Annotated in this window: 18 protein-coding genes; 4 read left to right on the top strand and 14 right to left on the bottom strand. The window is 63.0% G+C overall.

The window, feature by feature from the left end; all coding sequences use genetic code 11:
- Positions 1 to 10 precede the first annotated feature (10 nt).
- Both thpR and QCE88_RS07755 read right to left on the bottom strand, forming a co-directional pair.
- On the bottom strand, positions 11 to 583 hold the full coding sequence (thpR, locus tag QCE88_RS07760; protein ID WP_309900665.1) for an RNA 2',3'-cyclic phosphodiesterase: 573 nt from the start codon (positions 581 to 583) through the stop codon (positions 11 to 13).
- Positions 584 to 682: 99 nt separating this feature from the next.
- Complete coding sequence (locus QCE88_RS07755; RefSeq protein WP_309900663.1) at positions 683 to 2059, bottom strand: hypothetical protein; 1377 nt, start codon at positions 2057 to 2059, stop codon at positions 683 to 685.
- A 361-nt stretch (positions 2060 to 2420) separates the two neighbouring features.
- Between QCE88_RS07755 and QCE88_RS07750 the strand changes: the two genes are divergently transcribed.
- On the top strand, positions 2421 to 3200 hold the full coding sequence (locus QCE88_RS07750; RefSeq protein WP_309900660.1) for an alpha/beta hydrolase: 780 nt from the start codon (positions 2421 to 2423) through the stop codon (positions 3198 to 3200).
- 183 nt (positions 3201 to 3383) lie between these two features.
- Here QCE88_RS07750 and QCE88_RS07745 read toward each other — a convergent pair whose 3' ends face one another.
- The 4 genes from QCE88_RS07745 to guaB form a co-directional block, all read right to left on the bottom strand.
- On the bottom strand, positions 3384 to 3938 hold the full coding sequence (locus tag QCE88_RS07745) for a hypothetical protein (protein ID WP_309900658.1): 555 nt from the start codon (positions 3936 to 3938) through the stop codon (positions 3384 to 3386).
- Between the two features lie 272 nt (positions 3939 to 4210).
- Complete coding sequence (gene guaA / locus QCE88_RS07740; protein ID WP_309900656.1) at positions 4211 to 5794, bottom strand: glutamine-hydrolyzing GMP synthase; 1584 nt, start codon at positions 5792 to 5794, stop codon at positions 4211 to 4213.
- A 188-nt stretch (positions 5795 to 5982) separates the two neighbouring features.
- On the bottom strand, positions 5983 to 6837 hold the full coding sequence (locus QCE88_RS07735; protein ID WP_309900655.1) for a hypothetical protein: 855 nt from the start codon (positions 6835 to 6837) through the stop codon (positions 5983 to 5985).
- 52 nt (positions 6838 to 6889) lie between these two features.
- Entirely contained in the window at positions 6890 to 8350 is a 1461-nt protein-coding gene (gene guaB / locus QCE88_RS07730) for an IMP dehydrogenase (RefSeq protein WP_309900652.1), read from the bottom strand.
- 196 nt (positions 8351 to 8546) lie between these two features.
- Here guaB and QCE88_RS07725 point away from each other — a divergent pair, with 196 nt between their 5' ends.
- The gene (locus QCE88_RS07725; protein WP_309903454.1) at positions 8547 to 9521 is read left to right on the top strand and encodes a DMT family transporter; all 975 of its coding nucleotides are present in this window, start codon (positions 8547 to 8549) and stop codon (positions 9519 to 9521) included.
- Positions 9522 to 9534: 13 nt separating this feature from the next.
- Here QCE88_RS07725 and QCE88_RS07720 read toward each other — a convergent pair whose 3' ends face one another.
- Together QCE88_RS07720 and QCE88_RS07715 are read right to left on the bottom strand one after the other, a co-directional pair.
- Positions 9535 to 9861 (bottom strand): RnfH family protein, encoded by a 327-nt coding sequence (locus QCE88_RS07720; protein WP_309900650.1) that lies wholly within the window; start codon positions 9859 to 9861, stop codon positions 9535 to 9537.
- Entirely contained in the window at positions 9858 to 10295 is a 438-nt protein-coding gene (locus tag QCE88_RS07715; protein ID WP_309831957.1) for a type II toxin-antitoxin system RatA family toxin, read from the bottom strand. Before QCE88_RS07715 ends, QCE88_RS07720 begins: the two co-directional genes overlap by 4 nt.
- 119 nt (positions 10296 to 10414) lie before the next feature.
- Between QCE88_RS07715 and smpB the strand changes: the two genes are divergently transcribed.
- The gene (gene smpB, locus QCE88_RS07710; RefSeq protein WP_309831954.1) at positions 10415 to 10864 is read left to right on the top strand and encodes an SsrA-binding protein SmpB; all 450 of its coding nucleotides are present in this window, start codon (positions 10415 to 10417) and stop codon (positions 10862 to 10864) included.
- 35 nt (positions 10865 to 10899) lie between these two features.
- Here smpB and QCE88_RS07705 read toward each other — a convergent pair whose 3' ends face one another.
- From QCE88_RS07705 to ppsA, 3 genes are all read right to left on the bottom strand, one after another.
- Positions 10900 to 11838 carry an SPFH domain-containing protein gene (locus tag QCE88_RS07705; RefSeq protein WP_309900648.1) on the bottom strand — a complete coding sequence of 313 codons (939 nt, stop codon included), beginning with the start codon at positions 11836 to 11838 and terminating at the stop codon, positions 10900 to 10902.
- Between the two features lie 30 nt (positions 11839 to 11868).
- Entirely contained in the window at positions 11869 to 12297 is a 429-nt protein-coding gene (locus tag QCE88_RS07700) for an NfeD family protein (protein ID WP_309900646.1), read from the bottom strand.
- Between the two features lie 95 nt (positions 12298 to 12392).
- The gene (gene ppsA / locus QCE88_RS07695; RefSeq protein WP_309900643.1) at positions 12393 to 14810 is read right to left on the bottom strand and encodes a phosphoenolpyruvate synthase; all 2418 of its coding nucleotides are present in this window, start codon (positions 14808 to 14810) and stop codon (positions 12393 to 12395) included.
- 555 nt (positions 14811 to 15365) lie between these two features.
- Between ppsA and QCE88_RS07690 the strand changes: the two genes are divergently transcribed.
- Positions 15366 to 16184, top strand: a complete 819-nt coding sequence (locus QCE88_RS07690; protein ID WP_309831945.1) for a pyruvate, water dikinase regulatory protein — start codon at positions 15366 to 15368, stop codon at positions 16182 to 16184.
- A gap of 15 nt (positions 16185 to 16199) precedes the next feature.
- On the opposite strand, the gene QCE88_RS07685 is transcribed toward QCE88_RS07690, so the two are convergent.
- From QCE88_RS07685 to lpxB, 3 genes are read right to left on the bottom strand one after another with little or no spacing between them, the layout of a single operon-like run.
- Entirely contained in the window at positions 16200 to 16976 is a 777-nt protein-coding gene (locus QCE88_RS07685) for an RNA methyltransferase (protein ID WP_309900642.1), read from the bottom strand.
- A gap of 17 nt (positions 16977 to 16993) precedes the next feature.
- Complete coding sequence (gene rnhB, locus QCE88_RS07680; protein ID WP_309900640.1) at positions 16994 to 17695, bottom strand: ribonuclease HII; 702 nt, start codon at positions 17693 to 17695, stop codon at positions 16994 to 16996.
- On the bottom strand, positions 17695 to 18861 hold the full coding sequence (gene lpxB, locus QCE88_RS07675; RefSeq protein WP_309900638.1) for a lipid-A-disaccharide synthase: 1167 nt from the start codon (positions 18859 to 18861) through the stop codon (positions 17695 to 17697). Before lpxB ends, rnhB begins: the two co-directional genes overlap by 1 nt.
- Positions 18862 to 18872: the final 11 nt, after the last annotated feature.

The raw sequence follows: 18872 nt of genomic DNA, 5'->3' as shown, positions 1-18872 counted from the left end.
TTTTGCCGGATCAGCCTTCGAGCGGCCAGCGCGTCAGCACTTCGTGGCGCGACTGGCCGAGCAGGCTGCGCACCAGCGCGAATTCGCGCGCGCGCCAGGCGACCGGCGCGACGGGATGAGGCGGCACGCGCTGTTCGTCGTAGAGCAGGGTTATATGCGGCACGAATCGCGGATGACGCTTGACGGCGATGCCCGCGTCAGCGAGCGCGGCGTGAAGGGTGTGTTCGAGGGCGTGAAGCGATGGGCTTGCATCGCCTGAAAGTACCAGCGGACGCTTCGCACGACGGCCCGGGAAGCTTTCGATTCGAGCGAGTTCGATTTCGGCGGGCGGCAGCGCGATGCTCGATGCCGCGGCCTGCGCCCGGGCGATCAGTTCGTCAGGAAGGCCTGCGAACGCGCCGAGATAATGCAGGGTGACGTGGAGCCTTCCGGACGGTATCACCCTCGCCTTCAGGCCGTACTGCGAGCGGAGTTGCGCCGACAAGTCGGCGAGACGCGCGGCCGCGGCTTCGTCCGGGAACAGGGCGAAGAACAGCGAGTCGGTGGCAGCGGCGCGCGCCCGGTTCGGTGAATCGGCGCTCATGTCGGGTCGCCCCCTTGCGATGCAATCAGGCGCGGCAGGGTTGGATGCATGTCGGCGGTTTCCTCATGCGCGGTCGTCCGCCCTGTGAGCTTAACGCCGTTACGGGTGCGCGCTGGAGGTTCCAAACGGGCTGATGCCCGCGCCGCCGGGATCCGATCCTTCGTCCGTTTGTCCGAACACGCTTACGGTGCCGGAATCGAAATCGCTGACGAATACGGTTCGCCCTTGGTCGATCGTGGCAATGTCGCGTGGAAACTGGCCGGTCGGGAGCGTCTGAACCAGCGTCGCGTGCGGTGCCGAGACATCGAAGACCGAAAGGTTCACCTGGTCGATGGGCGGATTCGCCCCGCTCGCCGAGCTTGTTCCAAAGCGATTCGAGTTCGTCACCATCAGAGTGGGATGCAGCGGATCCAGGTACAGCGCGATCGGGGACAGGCCGTTGCTGGACACGGTTTGCAGCAACGCATGGTCGGGATCGGCGGCAAGCGTGGCGCGGTCGAATTGCAGCAGTTCATTGCTGCCCCGCGCGACGACCCAGACTGAGGACCCGTCCTGCGTTTCCTCGGCGCGAATCGGCGAACACGCTGCGGCGACGTGGGTCACGACGGCGTTGCTGATCACGTTCGGCGCACTGCCGGGCGTCGCGGCGCCTTCGATGGCCTTTGCCACATCGATGACATTGAGCACGCCATTCGGTTGCGGACTTTTGGGATCGCCCTGAACGCATTGCGTGCTGACCAGCGCCGCGTTGTCGATACCTGACAGCGTCTTGCTTTCGGCGGCGGATACGACCTCGGTGACCGCGTAGGCTCGCTTGCCGTCCGGCGAAATCGACACATCGGGCAGCACACTGCCGGCGACCAGGATGAAGCCCACCGCCGTGCCTTGGGTTCGCCCGTCCTGTTGCTTGTCGAGCGCGATGAGCCCGATGCTTCCGGCAGCGGACTGCGGCGTCGACTGGGCGTATTCATTGGCGATGAGCGCATAGTTGCCGTCTGGCGTGACGGCTGTCCCGAAGGTGCCGGGACTGGCGAAGGCGCCGCCATTGCTTTGGTCCACAAACGAAGGCGTTGCCTTGCCGGCCAGCGCGTCATGGACGTCCACCAGCGCCACGCCGTTGTTCGCCAACGCAACGAGCAAGGTGGTCTTGTCCGGCGTAATGCTCATGCTTTGCGCCTGGTCGCCGGTTTTGAGCGTGACCGTGCCCGTTTGCTGGTACGTGTGGTTGACTTTTGCGAAGATCACCACTTCGGCGACTTGCACGCCGCTCGGGTTTGTGGCTGTCGTCGCCACAAACAACGCGTGATCATCGAGCGCCACGATGCCCTCGGGGTTGCCGCCGGTCGGCAGGCTTGTTTCCAGAATGAAATTCGGAGTGGGACTTGAGGCGGCCTGGCAGAAACCGGGGAACCCAACAAGCCCCACAAGACTCGCGACGCTGACGCTGACTACTGCCGACTTGAACCCATACGACATGTTTCACTCCGCGACAAAATCGGAATTGCGAAGTCGTGATGCTAGTTGGCGGTCAGTGGCAAAAAAAGGAGCGCGCCACGATAGTCGTGTTCTGAATTTCAGAACGCAAGCGAACAACGACGTTCGAGCGAAGCGCGCGCCCTCGCGTCCTGTTCGTCGTCGAGTGGATTCGTTCTTGCGGGAAAGCGATGCAGCGACAGTTGAACCGCACGTCGAGAGATTGGAATCGTCACAATTGAATACACGGATTTTGCGAGTGTCAGGCCGAACTATCATGGAACCGGGCTTTCTCAGTGTTTGAGAGATGGGTCGATGATTACCTGAACTTGCCTGACCCAATACATTGTTTCCAAGGATGACAATGAACACATTCGCCGCAGATGAAACAGGAAATATTCTTCGTTACCTTGATCTTTATTCGGACTCGAGTACGGAGCAACCGCTGCTTTTCATTCACGGTTTAGGCTGCGCCTCAAGCAGCGATTATTCGCCAGTAGTTGCTTCGAAGAGTTATTCCCGACAGCGATCGCTTCTGATGGATCTAATGGGATCCGGTTTCAGCGACAAGCCTCACGCGGGCAAGTATTCCTCGGTAGCGCAGGTGGCATCGCTGTCGAAATTCATCGGCGCTCAGGCGTTTTCCAGTGTCGATCTTTTCGGGCACAGCGCCGGGGCATTCATTGCGTTGAAACTGGCGCAGGACCTGCCGAAGCGACGCGGCATGCTCATTCTGTGCGAACCTGGGATCAATGAATATGGCGTGTCCATGCTGTCTGAAATCACCGCGATGAGCGAAGACGAATTCGTCGAGCAAGGATTCGCGGCGTTTCTGGCAGAACTGAAAGTGCAAGGGACGAACGATGCGTGGCTCGGGCCGTTTTCAGTCGCGTCTTCGCATGCGATTTATCAGTGGGCCACATCGGCGCTGGATGACAACGCGAGCGATTGGATCGGCGATCTCGCGCGGCTGGACGGCGAGAAAGGCGTCATCCTGTCGGCTTCGGCGACCAGCGAGGATATCGGGAAATTCGAACAAGCCGGGTGTGTCGTGCAATGCGTGCCGGATACGGCGCATATGATCGCCTACGATAATCCGGAGGGGTTGGCGGAGGCGATCAGCAATCTGCTTCGGATGCGGTGACGCCAAGCGCCTGAAGCGCCAGCGATCGCTTTCAGGGTGTCGACCGAGCTGACGCCTTTCGCATCAACGCCATCTCCAGCAATTCCTGTTGATACACATAACAGGACTGTACGAACTTCATCAGCATCGTTCCAATCGACACACCGAATATCAACGCGATGCCCCAAAGGATCGCGTTATTCGTCACGTTGTCGGCTGCAAAACCGCGCAGGAACGTATGTTGGAACCACGCCAGTCCACCGGCATCCTTGATGTTGAGAATGTGAGCGCGAGCAGCGAGTACATGGCGGCGCTCCCTCCGAAGAAGAACACGATGCGTGTATCGAGTCGCTTGATCTTGAGTTGAATCCAGTACTGCGCTCGTTTCAGCGCATCCTCGTCATAGCGGATCAGGCGCTTGACGCTGGCTTCGTCGTTTTCGATTTCGGCGATGAAGGTATTCGTTGTTTCCGCTTTCCTGCGCAACATGACCCGGACCAGGACAGCCGGTTCAACAAGCAGAGCCAACATGCTGAACAAGCAAGTCAGAACGTAGAACGCGAGCGCGATATAAGCCAGTGCTGGTGTGTGCTGCAGCTTGTACCAAACGCCTGATAGGACAAGCAGAAGCATGCACAGCAGACCGAGGCCAAGCAACCGCCTAACCCACTTCCTCGCACACTCCATGCGCAGCTTTTCCGAAGGCTTGTAGGGTTCAGCATCCGCGAGTTCTTCCAGTATGGCCTTCAGTTTCTGCATTGGATCTCCCATCAATCAAAATGATTTCGCATGGTCGCCATTCCGGTTTGACGAACTTGCTATCCGTGCGCTCGCGGCGAATCCACGCAGAAGTACGCTGCTTGTTTTTATTGCGTCGTTATACGGACAAAGGGCTGCCGACGTGCAAAAGAGCCCGCACTTGGCGGGCTCCGAAGTTTCCACTCGCTTCTACGTCAGTCAAGCGCACGATACAAGGGACAGCCAGCTCGGCGCAACGCTGAGCGACTGCACACTCCGAGCTTGCCCACCCCTCACTCCCACTCAATCGTCGCCGGCGGCTTCCCCGAAATGTCGTACACCACCCGATTGATCCCCCGCACCTCATTGATGATGCGATTGCTCACATGCCCGAGCAGTTCATGCGGCAGATGCGCCCAGTGCGCGGTCATGAAATCCAGCGTCTGCACGGCGCGCAGCGCGACGACATACTCATACGTGCGTCCATCGCCCATCACGCCGACGCTCTTCACCGGCAGGAACACCGCAAACGCCTGGCTCGTCAGGTCGTACCACGACTTGCCCGTTTCCTTGTCGATGGTCGTCCGCAGCGTCTCGATAAAAATCGCATCCGCGCGACGCAGCAGATCCGCGAACTCCCGCTTCACCTCGCCGAGAATCCGCACACCCAGACCCGGTCCCGGGAACGGATGGCGATACACCATCGCGGGCGGCAAGCCCAGCTTCACGCCGAGTTCGCGCACTTCGTCCTTGAACAGTTCGCGCAGCGGCTCCAGCAGCTTGAGGTTCAGCGTCTCCGGCAAGCCGCCGACGTTGTGATGGCTCTTGATGGTGTGCGCGCCCTTCTTGCCCTTGCCCGCCGATTCGATCACGTCCGGATAGATCGTGCCCTGCGCGAGCCATCGTGCATCGGTGAGCTTGTCGGATTCCGCGTGGAACACCTCGACGAACTCCGCGCCGATGATCTTGCGCTTCGCCTCCGGGTCCGTCACCCCGGCCAGCTTCTGCAGGAAGACTTCGCTCGCATCGACGTGGATCACCTTCACGCCAAGGTGATCCGCGAACGTCGACATCACTTGCTCGGCCTCGTTCTGACGCAGCAGGCCATGATCGACGAACACGCAGGTCAGCTGGTCGCCGATCGCGCGATGCAGCAGCGCCGCCGCCACCGACGAATCCACGCCGCCCGACAGCCCGAGAATCACCTTCTCCTTGCCCACCTGCGCGCGAATCTTGTCGACCGCTTCGTCGATGTAATGCCCCATCTCCCAGTCCGGATTCGCGCCGCACAGTTCCAGCACGAAGCGCTCGAGCATCGCGCGGCCCTGCACCGTGTGCGTCACTTCCGGATGCCATTGCAGGCCGTAGAAGCGGCGGTCGTCGTCGGCCATGGCGGCGATCGGGCATGAGGGCGTCGAGGCCATCAGCTTGAAGCCCGCCGGCAGGTCCACGACCTTGTCGCCGTGGCTCATCCACACCTTCAGCATGGAGTCGCCCTTCTCGGCCTTGAAGTCCTCGATGCCTTCCAGGAAGCCCGTATGGTTCAGCGCCTGCACTTCGGCATAACCGAACTCGCGCACATTGCCGAGCTCGACCTTGCCGCCCAGTTGATCGGCCATGGTCTGCATGCCGTAGCAGATGCCGAGCACCGGCACGCCCAGATCGAAAACGATCTGCGGCGCGCGCGGCGACTTCGCTTCGGTGACCGAATTCGGGCCGCCCGACAAAATGATGCCCTTCGGCGCGAATTCGCGGATGAAGGTTTCATCGACGTCGTACGGATGAATCTCCGAGTAGACGTGCGATTCGCGGATACGCCGCGCGATCAGCTGGGTGACTTGAGAGCCGAAATCGAGAATCAGGATTTTGTCGTGCATGGCTGCGGCCAAAGGCTAGAAGAACGATTGATGTCGATGCTGCCGGGCCGCCCTGGTGCGCGAGCCGTCAGCGAAAGTGTTCGCAAATGAATCGACGGCCGGCGCCCTGGCCGACCGTGCTGGTGTGTCCTGTTGCCGCCCGCGCCCCGCACGCTTAGCAGCAGCGCCGGCCCGGGTAGTGCGCGCGTTCAGCGGGGCGCTCCGCTAGCCGGACCCGCGAGCGGATCACGCGGATCGAGCGGATCACGCGGCTCGATCCGCCGCCCGGTAGCCGGATCGATCCCGCGGCTGATCTCCGGCTCGATGCGCCTGCCCGTCGCGGCGTCGATCTCGTGTCCGCTGACAGGATCGAGCTTGCGGCCCGTGACGGGATCGAGTGTCGCGCCGGTCGCGGGATCCACGGCGCCGCCGTCGAGCGGACGGCCCGAAGGCGCCACCGTGCGGCCACTGACGGGATCGATGCCAACCGCCTCGGGCGCCCGCGCCGAAGGACGCAGGGCCATATCGGGAGGCACTGAAACGGCAGCCGCCGTCGCCACGGGCGTCACCGCCTCTGGCTCCGCGCGCGCGCCGTCGCGCGTCTTTGCGGCCCGCTTCTCGGCACGTTGCGCCGACGCGGCGCCCGCCTGCGCGGCACGCTCGCGCCGGCGTACCGCCGACGACAACCTCACGCTGCCGAACCCGAGCACCACGAGCACAACGCCCACCACCGCCGCGCTCATCTGTCCGAAGCCATCGACCTGCGGCATCTTCAATCCGAGCAGCCAGACCAGCACCACGACGCCCGACAGCCACTGCACGTGCCCCGAGACGCGCGCCGCCCGCGCGGTCAGTGCGCCGTCGACCGCCGCGTGAAACGCGAGCCATGCGAGGCCGATCAGCGCCACGCCGAGCAACTGCCCGGCGAACGCGGGCTGCACGCGGATGGCGTCCAGCTGCAACGCGCTGTACAGGCCCGCCCAAGGCGTCAGCAGGAACAACAGGCCGAACGCCAGGAAGATCAGGGCATTGATGACCAGCACGACGCGCAGCAACGGTTTCATGGGCAGTCCAGGTCAGTTGACGAACAAGCGCAAGGCCAGGGAACGGCGACGCTCAGTCGACGTGATAGTTGGGCGCTTCCTTCGTGATCTGCACGTCGTGCACGTGCGATTCGCGCATGCCCGCCGCGGTGATCTGCACGAACTCCGCCTTCTCGTGCATTTCGCCGATGGTGCTGCAACCGCAATAGCCCATGCTCGCCCGCACGCCGCCGATGATCTGGAACAGGATGGCGTTCACCGAACCCTTATAGGCCACGCGGCCTTCGATGCCTTCCGGCACGAGCTTGTCGATGTTCGCCGAGTTGTCCTGGAAGTAGCGGTCCGCTGCGCCGTCCTTCATCGCGCCGACCGAACCCATGCCGCGATACGCCTTGTACTGGCGGCCCTGAAACAGGAAGACGTCGCCCGGGGATTCCTCGGTGCCCGCCAGCATGCTGCCCATCATGACGACATTCGCGCCCGCTGCCAGCGCCTTGGAGACGTCGCCCGAGAAGCGCACGCCGCCGTCCGCGATGACCGGCACGCCGCTGCCGCGCAGCGCGTCCGACACATTGGCGATGGCCGTGATCTGCGGCACGCCGACGCCCGCGACGATCCGCGTCGTGCAGATGGAGCCCGGGCCGATGCCGACCTTGACCGCGTCCGCGCCGTACTCGACGAGCGCCTTGGCCGCCGCCGCCGTCGCAATATTGCCGCCGATCACCTGCACGTGCGGATAGTTCTGCTTGACCCAGCGCACGCGTTCGAGCACGCCCTGGCTGTGGCCGTGCGCGGTGTCGACGACGATCACGTCGACGCCCGCCTGCGCCAGCAGATCCACGCGTTCCTCATTGTCCGCACCGACGCCCACGGCCGCGCCCACACGCAGCTTGCCGTCTTCGTCCTTGCACGCATCCGGGTTCTCGGTCTGCTTCGTGATGTCCTTCACGGTCATCAGGCCGCGCAGTTCGAACGCGTCGTTGACGACCAGCACGCGCTCCAGGCGGTGACTGTGCATCAGCGCCTTGGCCTCGGCGAGCGAAGTGCCTTCCTTGACCGTCACGAGCCGTTCGCGCGGCGTCATGATGGTGCGCACCGGCTCGTCCATGCGTTCTTCGAAGCGCAAGTCCCGGTTTGTCACGATGCCGATCAGCTGCGCGCCCTCGACCACCGGAAAACCCGAGATGCCATGTTGCTGCGTCAGCGCAATGACGTCACGCACGCGCATTTGCGGCGGCACGGTGATCGGATCGCGCACGACGCCGGATTCGAACCGCTTCACCTTGGCGACTTCGCGCGCCTGTTCCTTGGCGGTGAGATTCTTGTGGACGATGCCGATGCCGCCCAGCTGCGCCATGGCGATGGCGAGCCGGCCTTCGGTGACCGTGTCCATGGCGGCGGACACGAGGGGCATGTTCAGGGAGATGTTGCGAGTCAGCTGGGATTTCAGACTGGTGTCGCGCGGGAGAACGCTGGAGAAGGCGGGCACGAGGAGCACGTCATCGAACGTGAGTGCTTTCTGGATCAGACGCATGGCAAATCCTATGGGCGCAAAAGCAGATTATACCGATAGTTCTCCGGGTTTTCACTGTCCGAACAGCAAGTTAGGCCACTCTCGGACAAAACCGGGCCGGCGCCGCGGCGCGTGCCGGAGCGTCTTCGTGGACCGCACCGGAGGCGCGCGTGCTACGCTTCGCGCCTTCTTCAAGGATGCGGACGGGAGTCGGGCCATGCAGCGCGGTGTGATGTACGGAATGTCGGCGGGCGCGATCTGGGGTTTCATCTTCCTGGCGCCACGGGTTCTGCCTGACTTTTCGCCTCTCACGCTCAGCATCGGCCGCTATCTGATGTACGGCGCGGTCTCGCTCGCGGTCGCGCTGCCCATCGCGCGCGGACTGCTCGCCAAACTCACGCGCGCCGACTTCATGGCCCTCGCCCGGCTCGCGCTGGTCGGCAACCTGCTCTACTACATGCTGCTGGCCAGTGCCGTGCAGCTCGTCGGCGTGGCGCCGGCGTCGCTGATCGTCGGCATCCTGCCGGTCACCGTCACACTTGCCGGCCGGCGCGATCACGGCGCAATCGACCTGAAACGGCTCGCCGGTCCTCTGCTCCTCGTGCTGGCGGGCATCGCGTGCATCAACCTCGATGTGTTCCGCGATCTGCTCGGCGTGTCCGGGGCCGTGTCCCAGACCAGCATTGGCACGCGCCTCGCGGGCCTCGCCTGCGCCGTCGGCGCGCTCGCCGCGTGGACCTGGTACGCGGTCGTCAACGCCCGCTATCTTCAGGCAAACGACCACTTCGACGGCAACGAGTGGTCCGTGCTGTGGGGGATCGTGACGGGATTGCTGGGTGCCGTGCTCGGCGCGATCGCGTGGATGCTGCCCGCGGGCACCGTCCAGGCCGCCGTCGCGCCCGAACGCTGGCATCTTTTCTGGATCGTGAGCATTGCCCTGGCAACCGGCGGTTCGTGGCTCGGCAACATGCTGTGGAATGCGGCGGCCAAGCGCCTGCCGCTCACGCTGTCAGGTCAGATGATCGCGTTCGAGACGCTCTTCGCGCTGCTCTACGCCTTCATCTACGACGGCCGCTGGCCGCGCACGCCCGAAGTGCTCGCCGTGGTGCTGCTGCTCGCGGGCGTCAGCTGGTCAGTGAGGCAGCATACGGTGCAGCCGGCGGTTTCCGCGCAGGAAGCTCCGGCACATTGAAACGAGTCAACGCTCAGCGGGCATCCTTCGACTGCCACTTGCGCCCTTCGATCGATCCCGCGCGGCGCGTTTTTTCGACGCGGCGCAGCCGGGCTGTCTTCGGGTCCACCGTCAGCGGCCGATAGATTTCCACGCGGTCGAACGCGACGAGCGTCGCATCGAGCGTACTGAGCTTGCCGAACACGCCGACCTTCTGCCGCGTGAGGTCGATGTCCTGATGCACGCGCAGCACGCCGCTTGCCTCGATGGCGTCGCGCACCGTCGCGCCGTCCTGCAACGTGACCTGCGCGAGGAAGCTGGCGCCGTCGGGCAGGCCATAGCACACGTCGATCTGCATCATGGTTTGCCGTAGCGCTGGTCGGCGCGCTTCACGAAGGAATCGACGAAAGTATTGGCAATATGACTGAACACCGGCCCGATGAGCTTTTCCAGGATCACATTGGAAAACTCGTAGTGCAGTGCGAACTCGATCTTGCACGCATCCGCCCGCAGCGGCGTGAAGCGCCAGTAACCGGTGAACTTCTTGAAAGGGCCGCTCAGGAACTCCATATCGATACTGGTCGGACGTTTCTGGGTGTTGCGCGTGGCGAAATGCTGCTTGATGCCCTTGAAGCTGATGTCGATCTTCGCTTCCATCCCGTTCTCGTCATGACGGCCTATCTCGACGCCGCCGCACCAGGGCAGGAAGTTGGGATAGTCGGCGACATCGGTGACGAGGTCGAACATTTCCTCCGCCGAATGGCGGATCAACACGGTTTTCTGGACATCTGCCATATAGGGCGCAGCGAAGGCTGAATTGGGCGGCAACGCGCAAGAGAACACGGCATCAGAACATTCGCGTGCCGGCGCGCTGCTAAAATCGTGATTTTAAACGAGTTGAGCACTTTCCATTCATGAGCATCATCGACAACAGAAAAGCCTTCTTCGATTACTTCATCGAGGAACGCTACGAGGCCGGTCTCGTGCTCGAAGGCTGGGAAGTCAAGGCGCTGCGCGCGGGCCGTGGGCAGATCAAGGAAGGCTACGTCGTCATCAAGGCGGGCGAGCTCTTTCTGATCGGCACGCATATCAGTCCGCTGCCCGAGGCATCGAAGTTCGAGAACCTCGATCCGGTGCGCACGCGCAAGCTGCTGCTGCATCGCGACCAGATTGACAAGCTCATCGGCAAGGTCGAGCAGCGCGGCCACACGCTCGTGCCGCTCAACTTCCACTACAAGGAAGGCCGCGTGAAATGCGAGATTGGCCTCGCCAAGGGCAAGAAGCTGCACGACAAGCGTGAGACCGAAAAGAAACGCGACTGGGATCGCGAACGTGCACGGCTGATGCGCTCGGCCACGAAATAAAGCGAACAGGGGCGCTCTTGCAGTGCCCTGTTTTTTTAGCTCTTGCGGATCACGCTGCCGCCACCCTCGCCCTTCACAATCGTCAACGCCGACGCAATCAACGAGCTCATGTCCGACAGATTCCCCGGCACGATCAGCGTATTGCCGGTCTTCGCGATATTGCCGAACGCGCCGACGTATTGCTCGGCGATCTTGAGGTTCACCGCCTCCATGCCGCCCACGGTCTGAATCGCGGTGCCGATCTTCTCGATGGCCTGCGCATTCGCCTCGGCGACCGCCAGAATGGCCGACGCTTCACCCTGCGCCTGGTTGATCGCCGCCTGCCGTTCGCCTTCGGACTTCTGGATCGCCGCCTCCCGCGCACCCGCGGCCAGGTTGATCTGTTCCTGCTTGCGTCCTTCGGAAGCCGCAATCAGCGCGCGCTTCTCACGCTCGGCGGTGATCTGCGCCTGCATCGCGTGGAGAATTTCCTTCGGCGGCGTCAGATCCTTGATCTCGTAACGCAGCACTTTCACGCCCCAGTTCGACGCGGCTTCATCCAGCGCATTGACGATGCTGTGATTGATGAAGTCGCGCTCCTCGAAGGTCTTGTCCAGCTCCAGCTTGCCGATCACGGAACGCAAGGTGGTCTGCGAAAGCTGCGTGATCGCGAACACGAAGTTGCTCGATCCGTACGACGCCTTCATGGCGTCCGTGACCTGGAAGTACAGCACGCCGTCCACCTGCAACTGCGTGTTGTCGCGCGTGATACAGACCTGGCTCGGCACTTCCAGCGGAATTTCCTTGAGCACGTGCTTGTAGGCCACCCGGTCGATGAACGGCAGCACGATGGTCAACCCCGGCGTGAGCGTCGAATGATAGCGGCCGAGCCGCTCCAGCACCCACGCATGCTGCTGCGGCACGATCTTGATGGTTTGCGCCGCGATCGCGATGACGATCACGAGCAGAATGGCCCCGACGATGGTGACGTCCATCTTCCCTACTCCTGGTTGATTATGTTGACTTCAGCGCCGCGCGACGACCACGAGCCGGTTGCCATCGAGCGCGGTGATGCGGTACCAGCGCGCGCCTTCGGTTTCGCCCGGCGCAAGTTCGACATCCCACTGCGCGCCGCGATACATCGTACGCGCGCGGCCGTCGCGCCATTCATCCACTTCCACGGTGGCGCCGATATCGAGATTCACGCTCGCATCGCGCGACGCGTCGCGGCGCTTCCAGTTGCCGAAGCGCGAACGCCGCAACGCCACCACCGCGATCAGACCGACCAGCGCCGCCACGATGAACTGCACATGCGGCATCGCGCCCAGCAGATGCGCCACGCCGCCCGCAAGAAAGCCGAGCGCCACCATCAGCAAATAAAACGTGCCGGTGAACAGTTCGAACACGATCAGCACACCCGCCGACACCCACCAGAACAGTCCGCTCGCAGCCATGCCTGCCTCCAAATGCAAACACCCCGGAGGATGTCCGGGGTGTTTTTATAGCACGCTCGCGCCTTTCCGAAAGCATCGAGAAAGGCGGATTTTGCTTATTTCGACAAGGCCTTCGCCAATTGCTGCCAGGTGTCGATGATCGTGTCCGGGTTCAGCGACATCGATTCGATGCCCAGTTCCGCCAGCCATACGGCGAGGTCCGGATGATCCGACGGGCCTTGTCCGCAAATACCGACATACTTGTTTAGCCGCAGGCACGTTTCGATCGCGCGCTTGAGCATGAACTGGACCGCTTCGTCGCGTTCGTCGAAGTCCGCCGCGAGCAGTTCCATGCCGGAGTCGCGATCGAGGCCGAGCGTCAGCTGCGTCAGGTCGTTCGAGCCGATCGAGAAGCCGTCGAAGCGCTTCAGGAACTGCTCGGCGAGGATCGCGTTGGACGGCACCTCGCACATCATCACGAGCTTGAGGCCGTTCGTACCGCTCTTCAGGCCGAACTTCGCCAGCAGTTCGATCACGCGGTCCGCCTGCTTCAGCGTCCGCACGAACGGCACCATGATCTGGACGTTGTCGAGACCCATCTCCTCGCGCACCTTCTTCAGCGCGATGCATTCCATGTGGAACGCCTCGGCGAAGTCTTCCGCGATATAGCGCGACGCGCCGCGGAAACCAAGCATCGGATTCTCTTCGTCCGGCTCATAGCGCGAGCCGCCAATCAGCTTCTTGTACTCGTTCGACTTGAAGTCGGACAGGCGCACGATCACGGGCTTCGGATAGAACGCCGCGGCGATAGTGGCGATCCCTTCCGTCAGCTTGTCGACATAGAACGCACGCGGCGACGCATGGCCACGCGCAACGCTCTCCACGGCCTTCTTCAGGTCCGCGTCGACGTTCGGATACTCCAGAATCGCCTTCGGATGGACGCCGATGTTGTTGTTGATGATGAATTCGAGACGCGCCAGACCGACGCCCGCGTTCGGCAGCTGCGCGAAGTCGAACGCGAGTTGCGGATTGCCGACGTTCATCATGATCTTGACCGGAATCGCCGGCAGTTCGCCGCGCTGGACTTCGGTCACTTCGGTTTCGAGCAGGCCGTCGTAGACCCGGCCTTCATCGCCTTCCGCGCACGACACGGTGACGAGCGCGCCGTCCTTCAGAATGTCCGTTGCGTCGCCGCAGCCAACTACTGCCGGCACGCCCAGCTCACGCGCGATGATGGCCGCATGGCAGGTACGCCCGCCGCGATTCGTCACGATGGCCGATGCGCGCTTCATCACCGGTTCCCAGTTCGGGTCGGTCATGTCGGCGACCAGCACGTCGCCCGGCTGCACGCGTTCCATCTCCGACGGGTCGTGAATGACGCGCACCGGACCCGCGCCGATCTTCTGGCCGATCGCGCGGCCGGTCGTCAGCACGTTCGACTGGCCCTTCAGCTTGAAGCGCATTTCGGCCTTGCCGGACGCCTGGCTCTTCACCGTTTCGGGACGCGCCTGGAGGATGAACAGCTTGCCGTCGCGGCCGTCCTTGCCCCACTCGATGTCCATCGGACGCTGATAGTGCTTCTCGATGATGACCGCGTACTTCGCGAGTTCGATCACGTCTTCGTCGGTGATCGAGAAGCGGTTGCGCTGCTCGTGCGGCACGTCGACGGTCTTCACGCGGCCCGGCTCGCCCGGCTTCGTGAATTCCATCTTGATGAGCTTGGAGCCGATCGACCGGCGGATGATCGGATACTTGTTCTGTTCGAGCGTGGTCTTGAAGACGTGGAATTCGTCCGGATTCACTGCGCCCTGCACGACCGTTTCGCCCAGGCCGTAGCTCGACGTGATGAAGACGGTTTCCTTGAAGCCCGACTCGGTGTCGATGGTGAACATCACGCCCGCCGCGCCGACGTCCGAGCGCACCATGCGCTGCACGCCCGCCGACAGCGCGACTTCAGCATGCGTGAAGCCCTTGTGGACGCGATACGAGATGGCGCGGTCGTTGTACAGCGAGGCGAACACGTGCTTCATGCGATCGAGCACGTCCTCGACGCCGACCACGTTCAGATAGCTTTCCTGCTGGCCCGCGAAGGAGGCGTCGGGCAAGTCCTCGGCGGTGGCCGACGAACGCACGGCGAACGACAGTTCTTCGGGCGAGCTGTTTTGCAGGACCTCGAAGCCACGGCGGATTTCTTCTTCGAGACGCGGTTGCAGCGGCGCGTCGACGATCCACTGACGGATTTCCTTGCCGGCTTCGGCAAGCGCCTTGACGTCGTCGACGTCGAAGGTTTCGAGACGCTTCGCGATGCGGTCCGTCAGCGTGTTGTGCTGGAGAAAGTCGCGGAATGCGAGGGCCGTGGTGGCGAAGCCCGTGGGCACGCGAACGCCGGCTTCGGACAGCTGGCTGATCATTTCGCCGAGCGACGCATTCTTGCCACCGACGATTTCCACGTCGGTCATTCGCAACTGCTCGAATGGAACTACATACGCCTGATCCTTTGCGACATCTTTCGCGACATTGACTGCGTTAGTCATACAAGCCCCTAAGGTGGATGGAATTCTCGATCGCACGAGTGGGCTCACAGGCGGCGGCGCTCATTGGAAGCGCATGCTGCCTCTCGTACAACCTGTTTGATAAGCCTTCGGGGAGCCGCGCCGCTTGATGCCGGTTGATACCGGTTGATGCCGGGGCGTGGTCAAAAAGAAGCGAAACGTCGGAAACTTGCTCGAAACCGTGGATTTACCTGGAACACGCTACAAAAGCCACGAAACGACCGCGATTTGACGAAAATGCGCTTCAGTTTGTCCGCAATTGCTTATCGAACAGGTTGCCGCTATTCTACCTTGCCGTATTTCAAAATTGTTTCGATCAGGCGGGGGTTCAACGGCAAAATCGAGGTGTTTCGGGCCTGTTCGTGGGGCATCCCACACCCAGGCGCCCGGTCTGCACTCGTTTTTCTCTTCGCCGGCGGTCAGTTACCATAACACAGGTTTTTACGGCGTCCGTGCTTTCGCGCCCCCGTTGAATGGCGCCTCAGACACGCTTGCCACCGCTTCCACCCGTTTCTTCTTTGCTTCCTCTTTCCGCCGATGCCGCCTTCCGTATTCATCGTTTCCGACGGTACCGGGATCACTGCCGAAACCTTCGCGCATTCGATCCTCGCCCAGTTCGACCAGAAATTCCGGCTCGTGCGCGTGCCGTTCGTCGATTCGATCGACAAGGCCTACGCGACCGTCGAGAAGATCAACGAGACCATCGCGCTGGACGGCCGCCGGCCGATTGTCTTCACGACGCTGGTGGACAGTGCGTCGAACGAGGTCGTCAAGGGCTGCAAGGCGCTGGTGCTCGACATGTTCCAGACCTTCATCGAGCCGCTCGAACAGGAACTGGAAATCAAGTCCACGCACGCGATGGGCCGCGTGCACCAGAACGCCGATACCGAGGAATACAAGAACCGCATCGAGGCGATCAACTTCTCGCTCGCGCACGACGACGGCCAGTCCAACCGCAATCTCGCCGATGCCGATGTGATTCTCGTCGGCGTGTCGCGCAGCGGCAAAACGCCGACCAGCCTCTACCTGGCGATGCAGTACGGTGTGAAAGCGGCAAACTATCCGCTGATTCCGGAAGACTTCGAGCGCGGCAAGCTGCCGACGCCGCTGCTCGAGCATCGCGAAAAGATGTTCGGCCTGTCAATTGATCCGCAGCGGCTCTCCGAGATCCGCAACGAGCGGCGTCCGGGCAGCAAGTACGCGGCGCTGGAGAATTGCCGCTACGAGATCAATGAAGCCGAGATGATGATGAAGCGCGAGGGCGTCAAGTGGCTGTCGTCGACGCACAAGTCGATCGAGGAAATCGCCACGACGATTCTGCAGGAAGTGAAGCCCGAACGGCCTTCGTATTACTGACGTACCAAGACAGGCTCAGCGCTGCTGGCGGCACTGCTCGAACAGACAGATCGCCGCCGCAGCCGCCACATTCAGCGACTCCATGCCGCCCGGCTGAGGAATCGTCACGCGATGCGTAACGGCATCGCGCCAGACCTGCGACACGCCCGCCCCTTCGTTGCCGAACACCCACGCCAGCGCGCCGGACAGGTCGCAGTCGTACAGCGCTTCAGCGCCGTGCGAATCGGTGATCGTGACAGGCGCGTCGAGCCGCGCGATCAGCCCGGCCGCTTCGACGTCCTCGAAGATGTCCAGCAGAAAGTGCGCGCCCATGCCCGAGCGCAATACCTTCGACGACCACGCATACGCGGTCCCCGGTGCGCAGAACACGCGCGTGATGCCGGCCGCGGCCGCGCTGCGCAGAATCGAGCCGACGTTGCCGGCGTCCTGCACGCCATCGAGGATCACGCAGGTGTCGGCGACCCGCGCAGGCATATCGGCTTCGAGCTTCTCGACCAGCAGCAGCATGCCGACGCCATGCACGACGCTCGACAGCTGGCCAAACAGCGCATCGGGCAGCACCATCACGCGCTTTTCCTCGATGCGTGCGACGATCCCGCGCGCTTCCTCGTGCGTGAGCGCCCCCTCGGTGACGATGCAGGTTTCCGGTTGCCCTGCGGCGTCGAGATAGGCGGAAGCGAGATGCAGGCCTTCGAGCAGCGCGTGGCCGCTGCGGCGCTGCTGCGCCGTCGAACCGGCGAGCGCCTTGATGCGCTTGTAGAGCGGATTGTCCCGCGAGGTGATGGATTTCACGTAGTGTCGAATACCGCTCAGAAGGCCAGCGTGTCCGAATCGTCTTGCGCCGCTGCGGTGACTTCGAGCACTTCCGGCGCGATTTGCGGCAGCACCGAACCGAAGCGTGCATGCGCCTCGCGCACCGGTGCGAACGAGCGCCGATGATGCACGCACGGCCCGTGTTCGCGCAGCGCCTTCAGGTGCTGCGGCGTGCCGTAGCCCGAATGCACGTTGAAGCCGTACATCGGATGGACGTCGTGCAATTCGACGAGCATGCGGTCGCGCGTGACCTTCGCAAGAATGGACGCGGCCGAAATCTGCTTGATGAGCGCGTCGCCGCCGATGACCGCTTCCGCGCGAATCGAGAGCGTCGGGCAGCGATTGCCGTCCACCTTCACCAGCGTAGGCGCGACGGACAGGCCTTCCACCGCGCGTTTCATCGCGAGCATGGATGCATGCAGGATGTTGATGGTGTCGATTTCCTCGACGCTCGCCGACGCAATGCAAAACGCCAGCGCCCGGTCGACGATCTTCTCGTACAACTCTTCGCGGCGCTTCGCGCTCAGCGCCTTCGAGTCGTCGAGCCCGTTGATGCGCGGTTTCGCGGGATCGAAGATCACCGCCGCCGCGACCACCGGTCCCGCCAGCGGGCCACGGCCCGCTTCATCCACGCCGCAGATGATGTCGAGCGGCGAACTGAAATCGAGGCCGGATTGGGTGAGTCGGGTTGCCGTCATTACCGGGGTCTCCGCGTATCGAGCACGCGCGCCACGGCCTCCGCCGCCTTCTGCGACGTATTCTGGCGCAGCGCGATATGCATCTCGGTGAAGATGTCCGTCAGCGTACGGCGGTTGGCCTCGTCGTTCAACTGTTTCAGCGTCGCGTCCGCGAGCGCCTCCGGCGTCGCGAAATGCTGCAACAGCTCCGGCACGACAAAACGACCCGCGAGAATATTCGGCAGACCCACGTACGGCAGATAGCCCTGCCGCTTCATGATCTGGCCGGTGAGCCAGGGCACCTTGTACGAGATCACCATCGGCTTCTTCAGCAGCGCGGCTTCCAGTGTGACCGTGCCGCTCTTGACGAGGATCGCGTCGGCGGCGGTCATCGCGCGCTGGGCGTTGCCGTCGGTGATCGTCAGCGACAGCTTCGGATGCGCGTCCACGAGCGGCCGCAGCAATTCACGCAACGCCGGATTCGCGGCGGGCATCAGAAAACGCACGCCCGGCTCGCGCTGCTGCATCAACTCCATCGCGTCGAAGAAGGTCGGGCCGATCAGCGCGATCTCCGAACGCCGGCTGCCCGGCAGCACGGCAATCACCGGGCCGCCCGTCGCGATGCCGAGTTCACGGCGCGCACCCTGCGTGTCGGGTTCGAGCGGAATCTCGTCGGCGAGCGGATGGCCGACGTAGCTCGCCGCCACGCCTGCCTTCTCCATCAGCGCGGTTTCGAATGGGAACACGCACAGCATGTGATCGACGGCCTTGACGATCTTCTTGATGCGCCCGCCGCGCCACGCCCAAATGGACGGACAGACGAAGTGAATGGTCGGAATGCCGGCTTCGCGCAGCGGCTGCTCCAGGCCGAAGTTGAAATCGGGCGCGTCCACGCCGATGAACACCGACGGCGGCTCCGCCAGCAGTTGCCGCTTGATCTCGTTGCGGATGCCCAGAATCTCGGGAATGTGCTTCAGCGCTTCGACATAGCCGCGCACGGTCAGCTTGTCCATCGGCCAGTGCGCTTCGAAGCCTTCGGCCGTCATGCGCGGGCCGCCGATGCCGCTATAGCGCGTGCCGTCGGGCAGCGCGCCTTTCAGGCCCTTGAGCAGCGAGGCCGCGAGCAGGTCGCCAGACGGCTCGCCGGCGACCATCGCGACGCGCGGCGGAAGGTTGAACGGGGTCATCGGGCGGCGGT

Source organism: Caballeronia sp. LZ035, assembly GCF_031451175.1.
Classification (GTDB): Bacteria; Pseudomonadota; Gammaproteobacteria; order Burkholderiales; family Burkholderiaceae; genus Caballeronia.
Note: the sequence above shows the minus strand (reverse complement) of the source record. Positions and strands in the feature narration are given on the sequence as shown.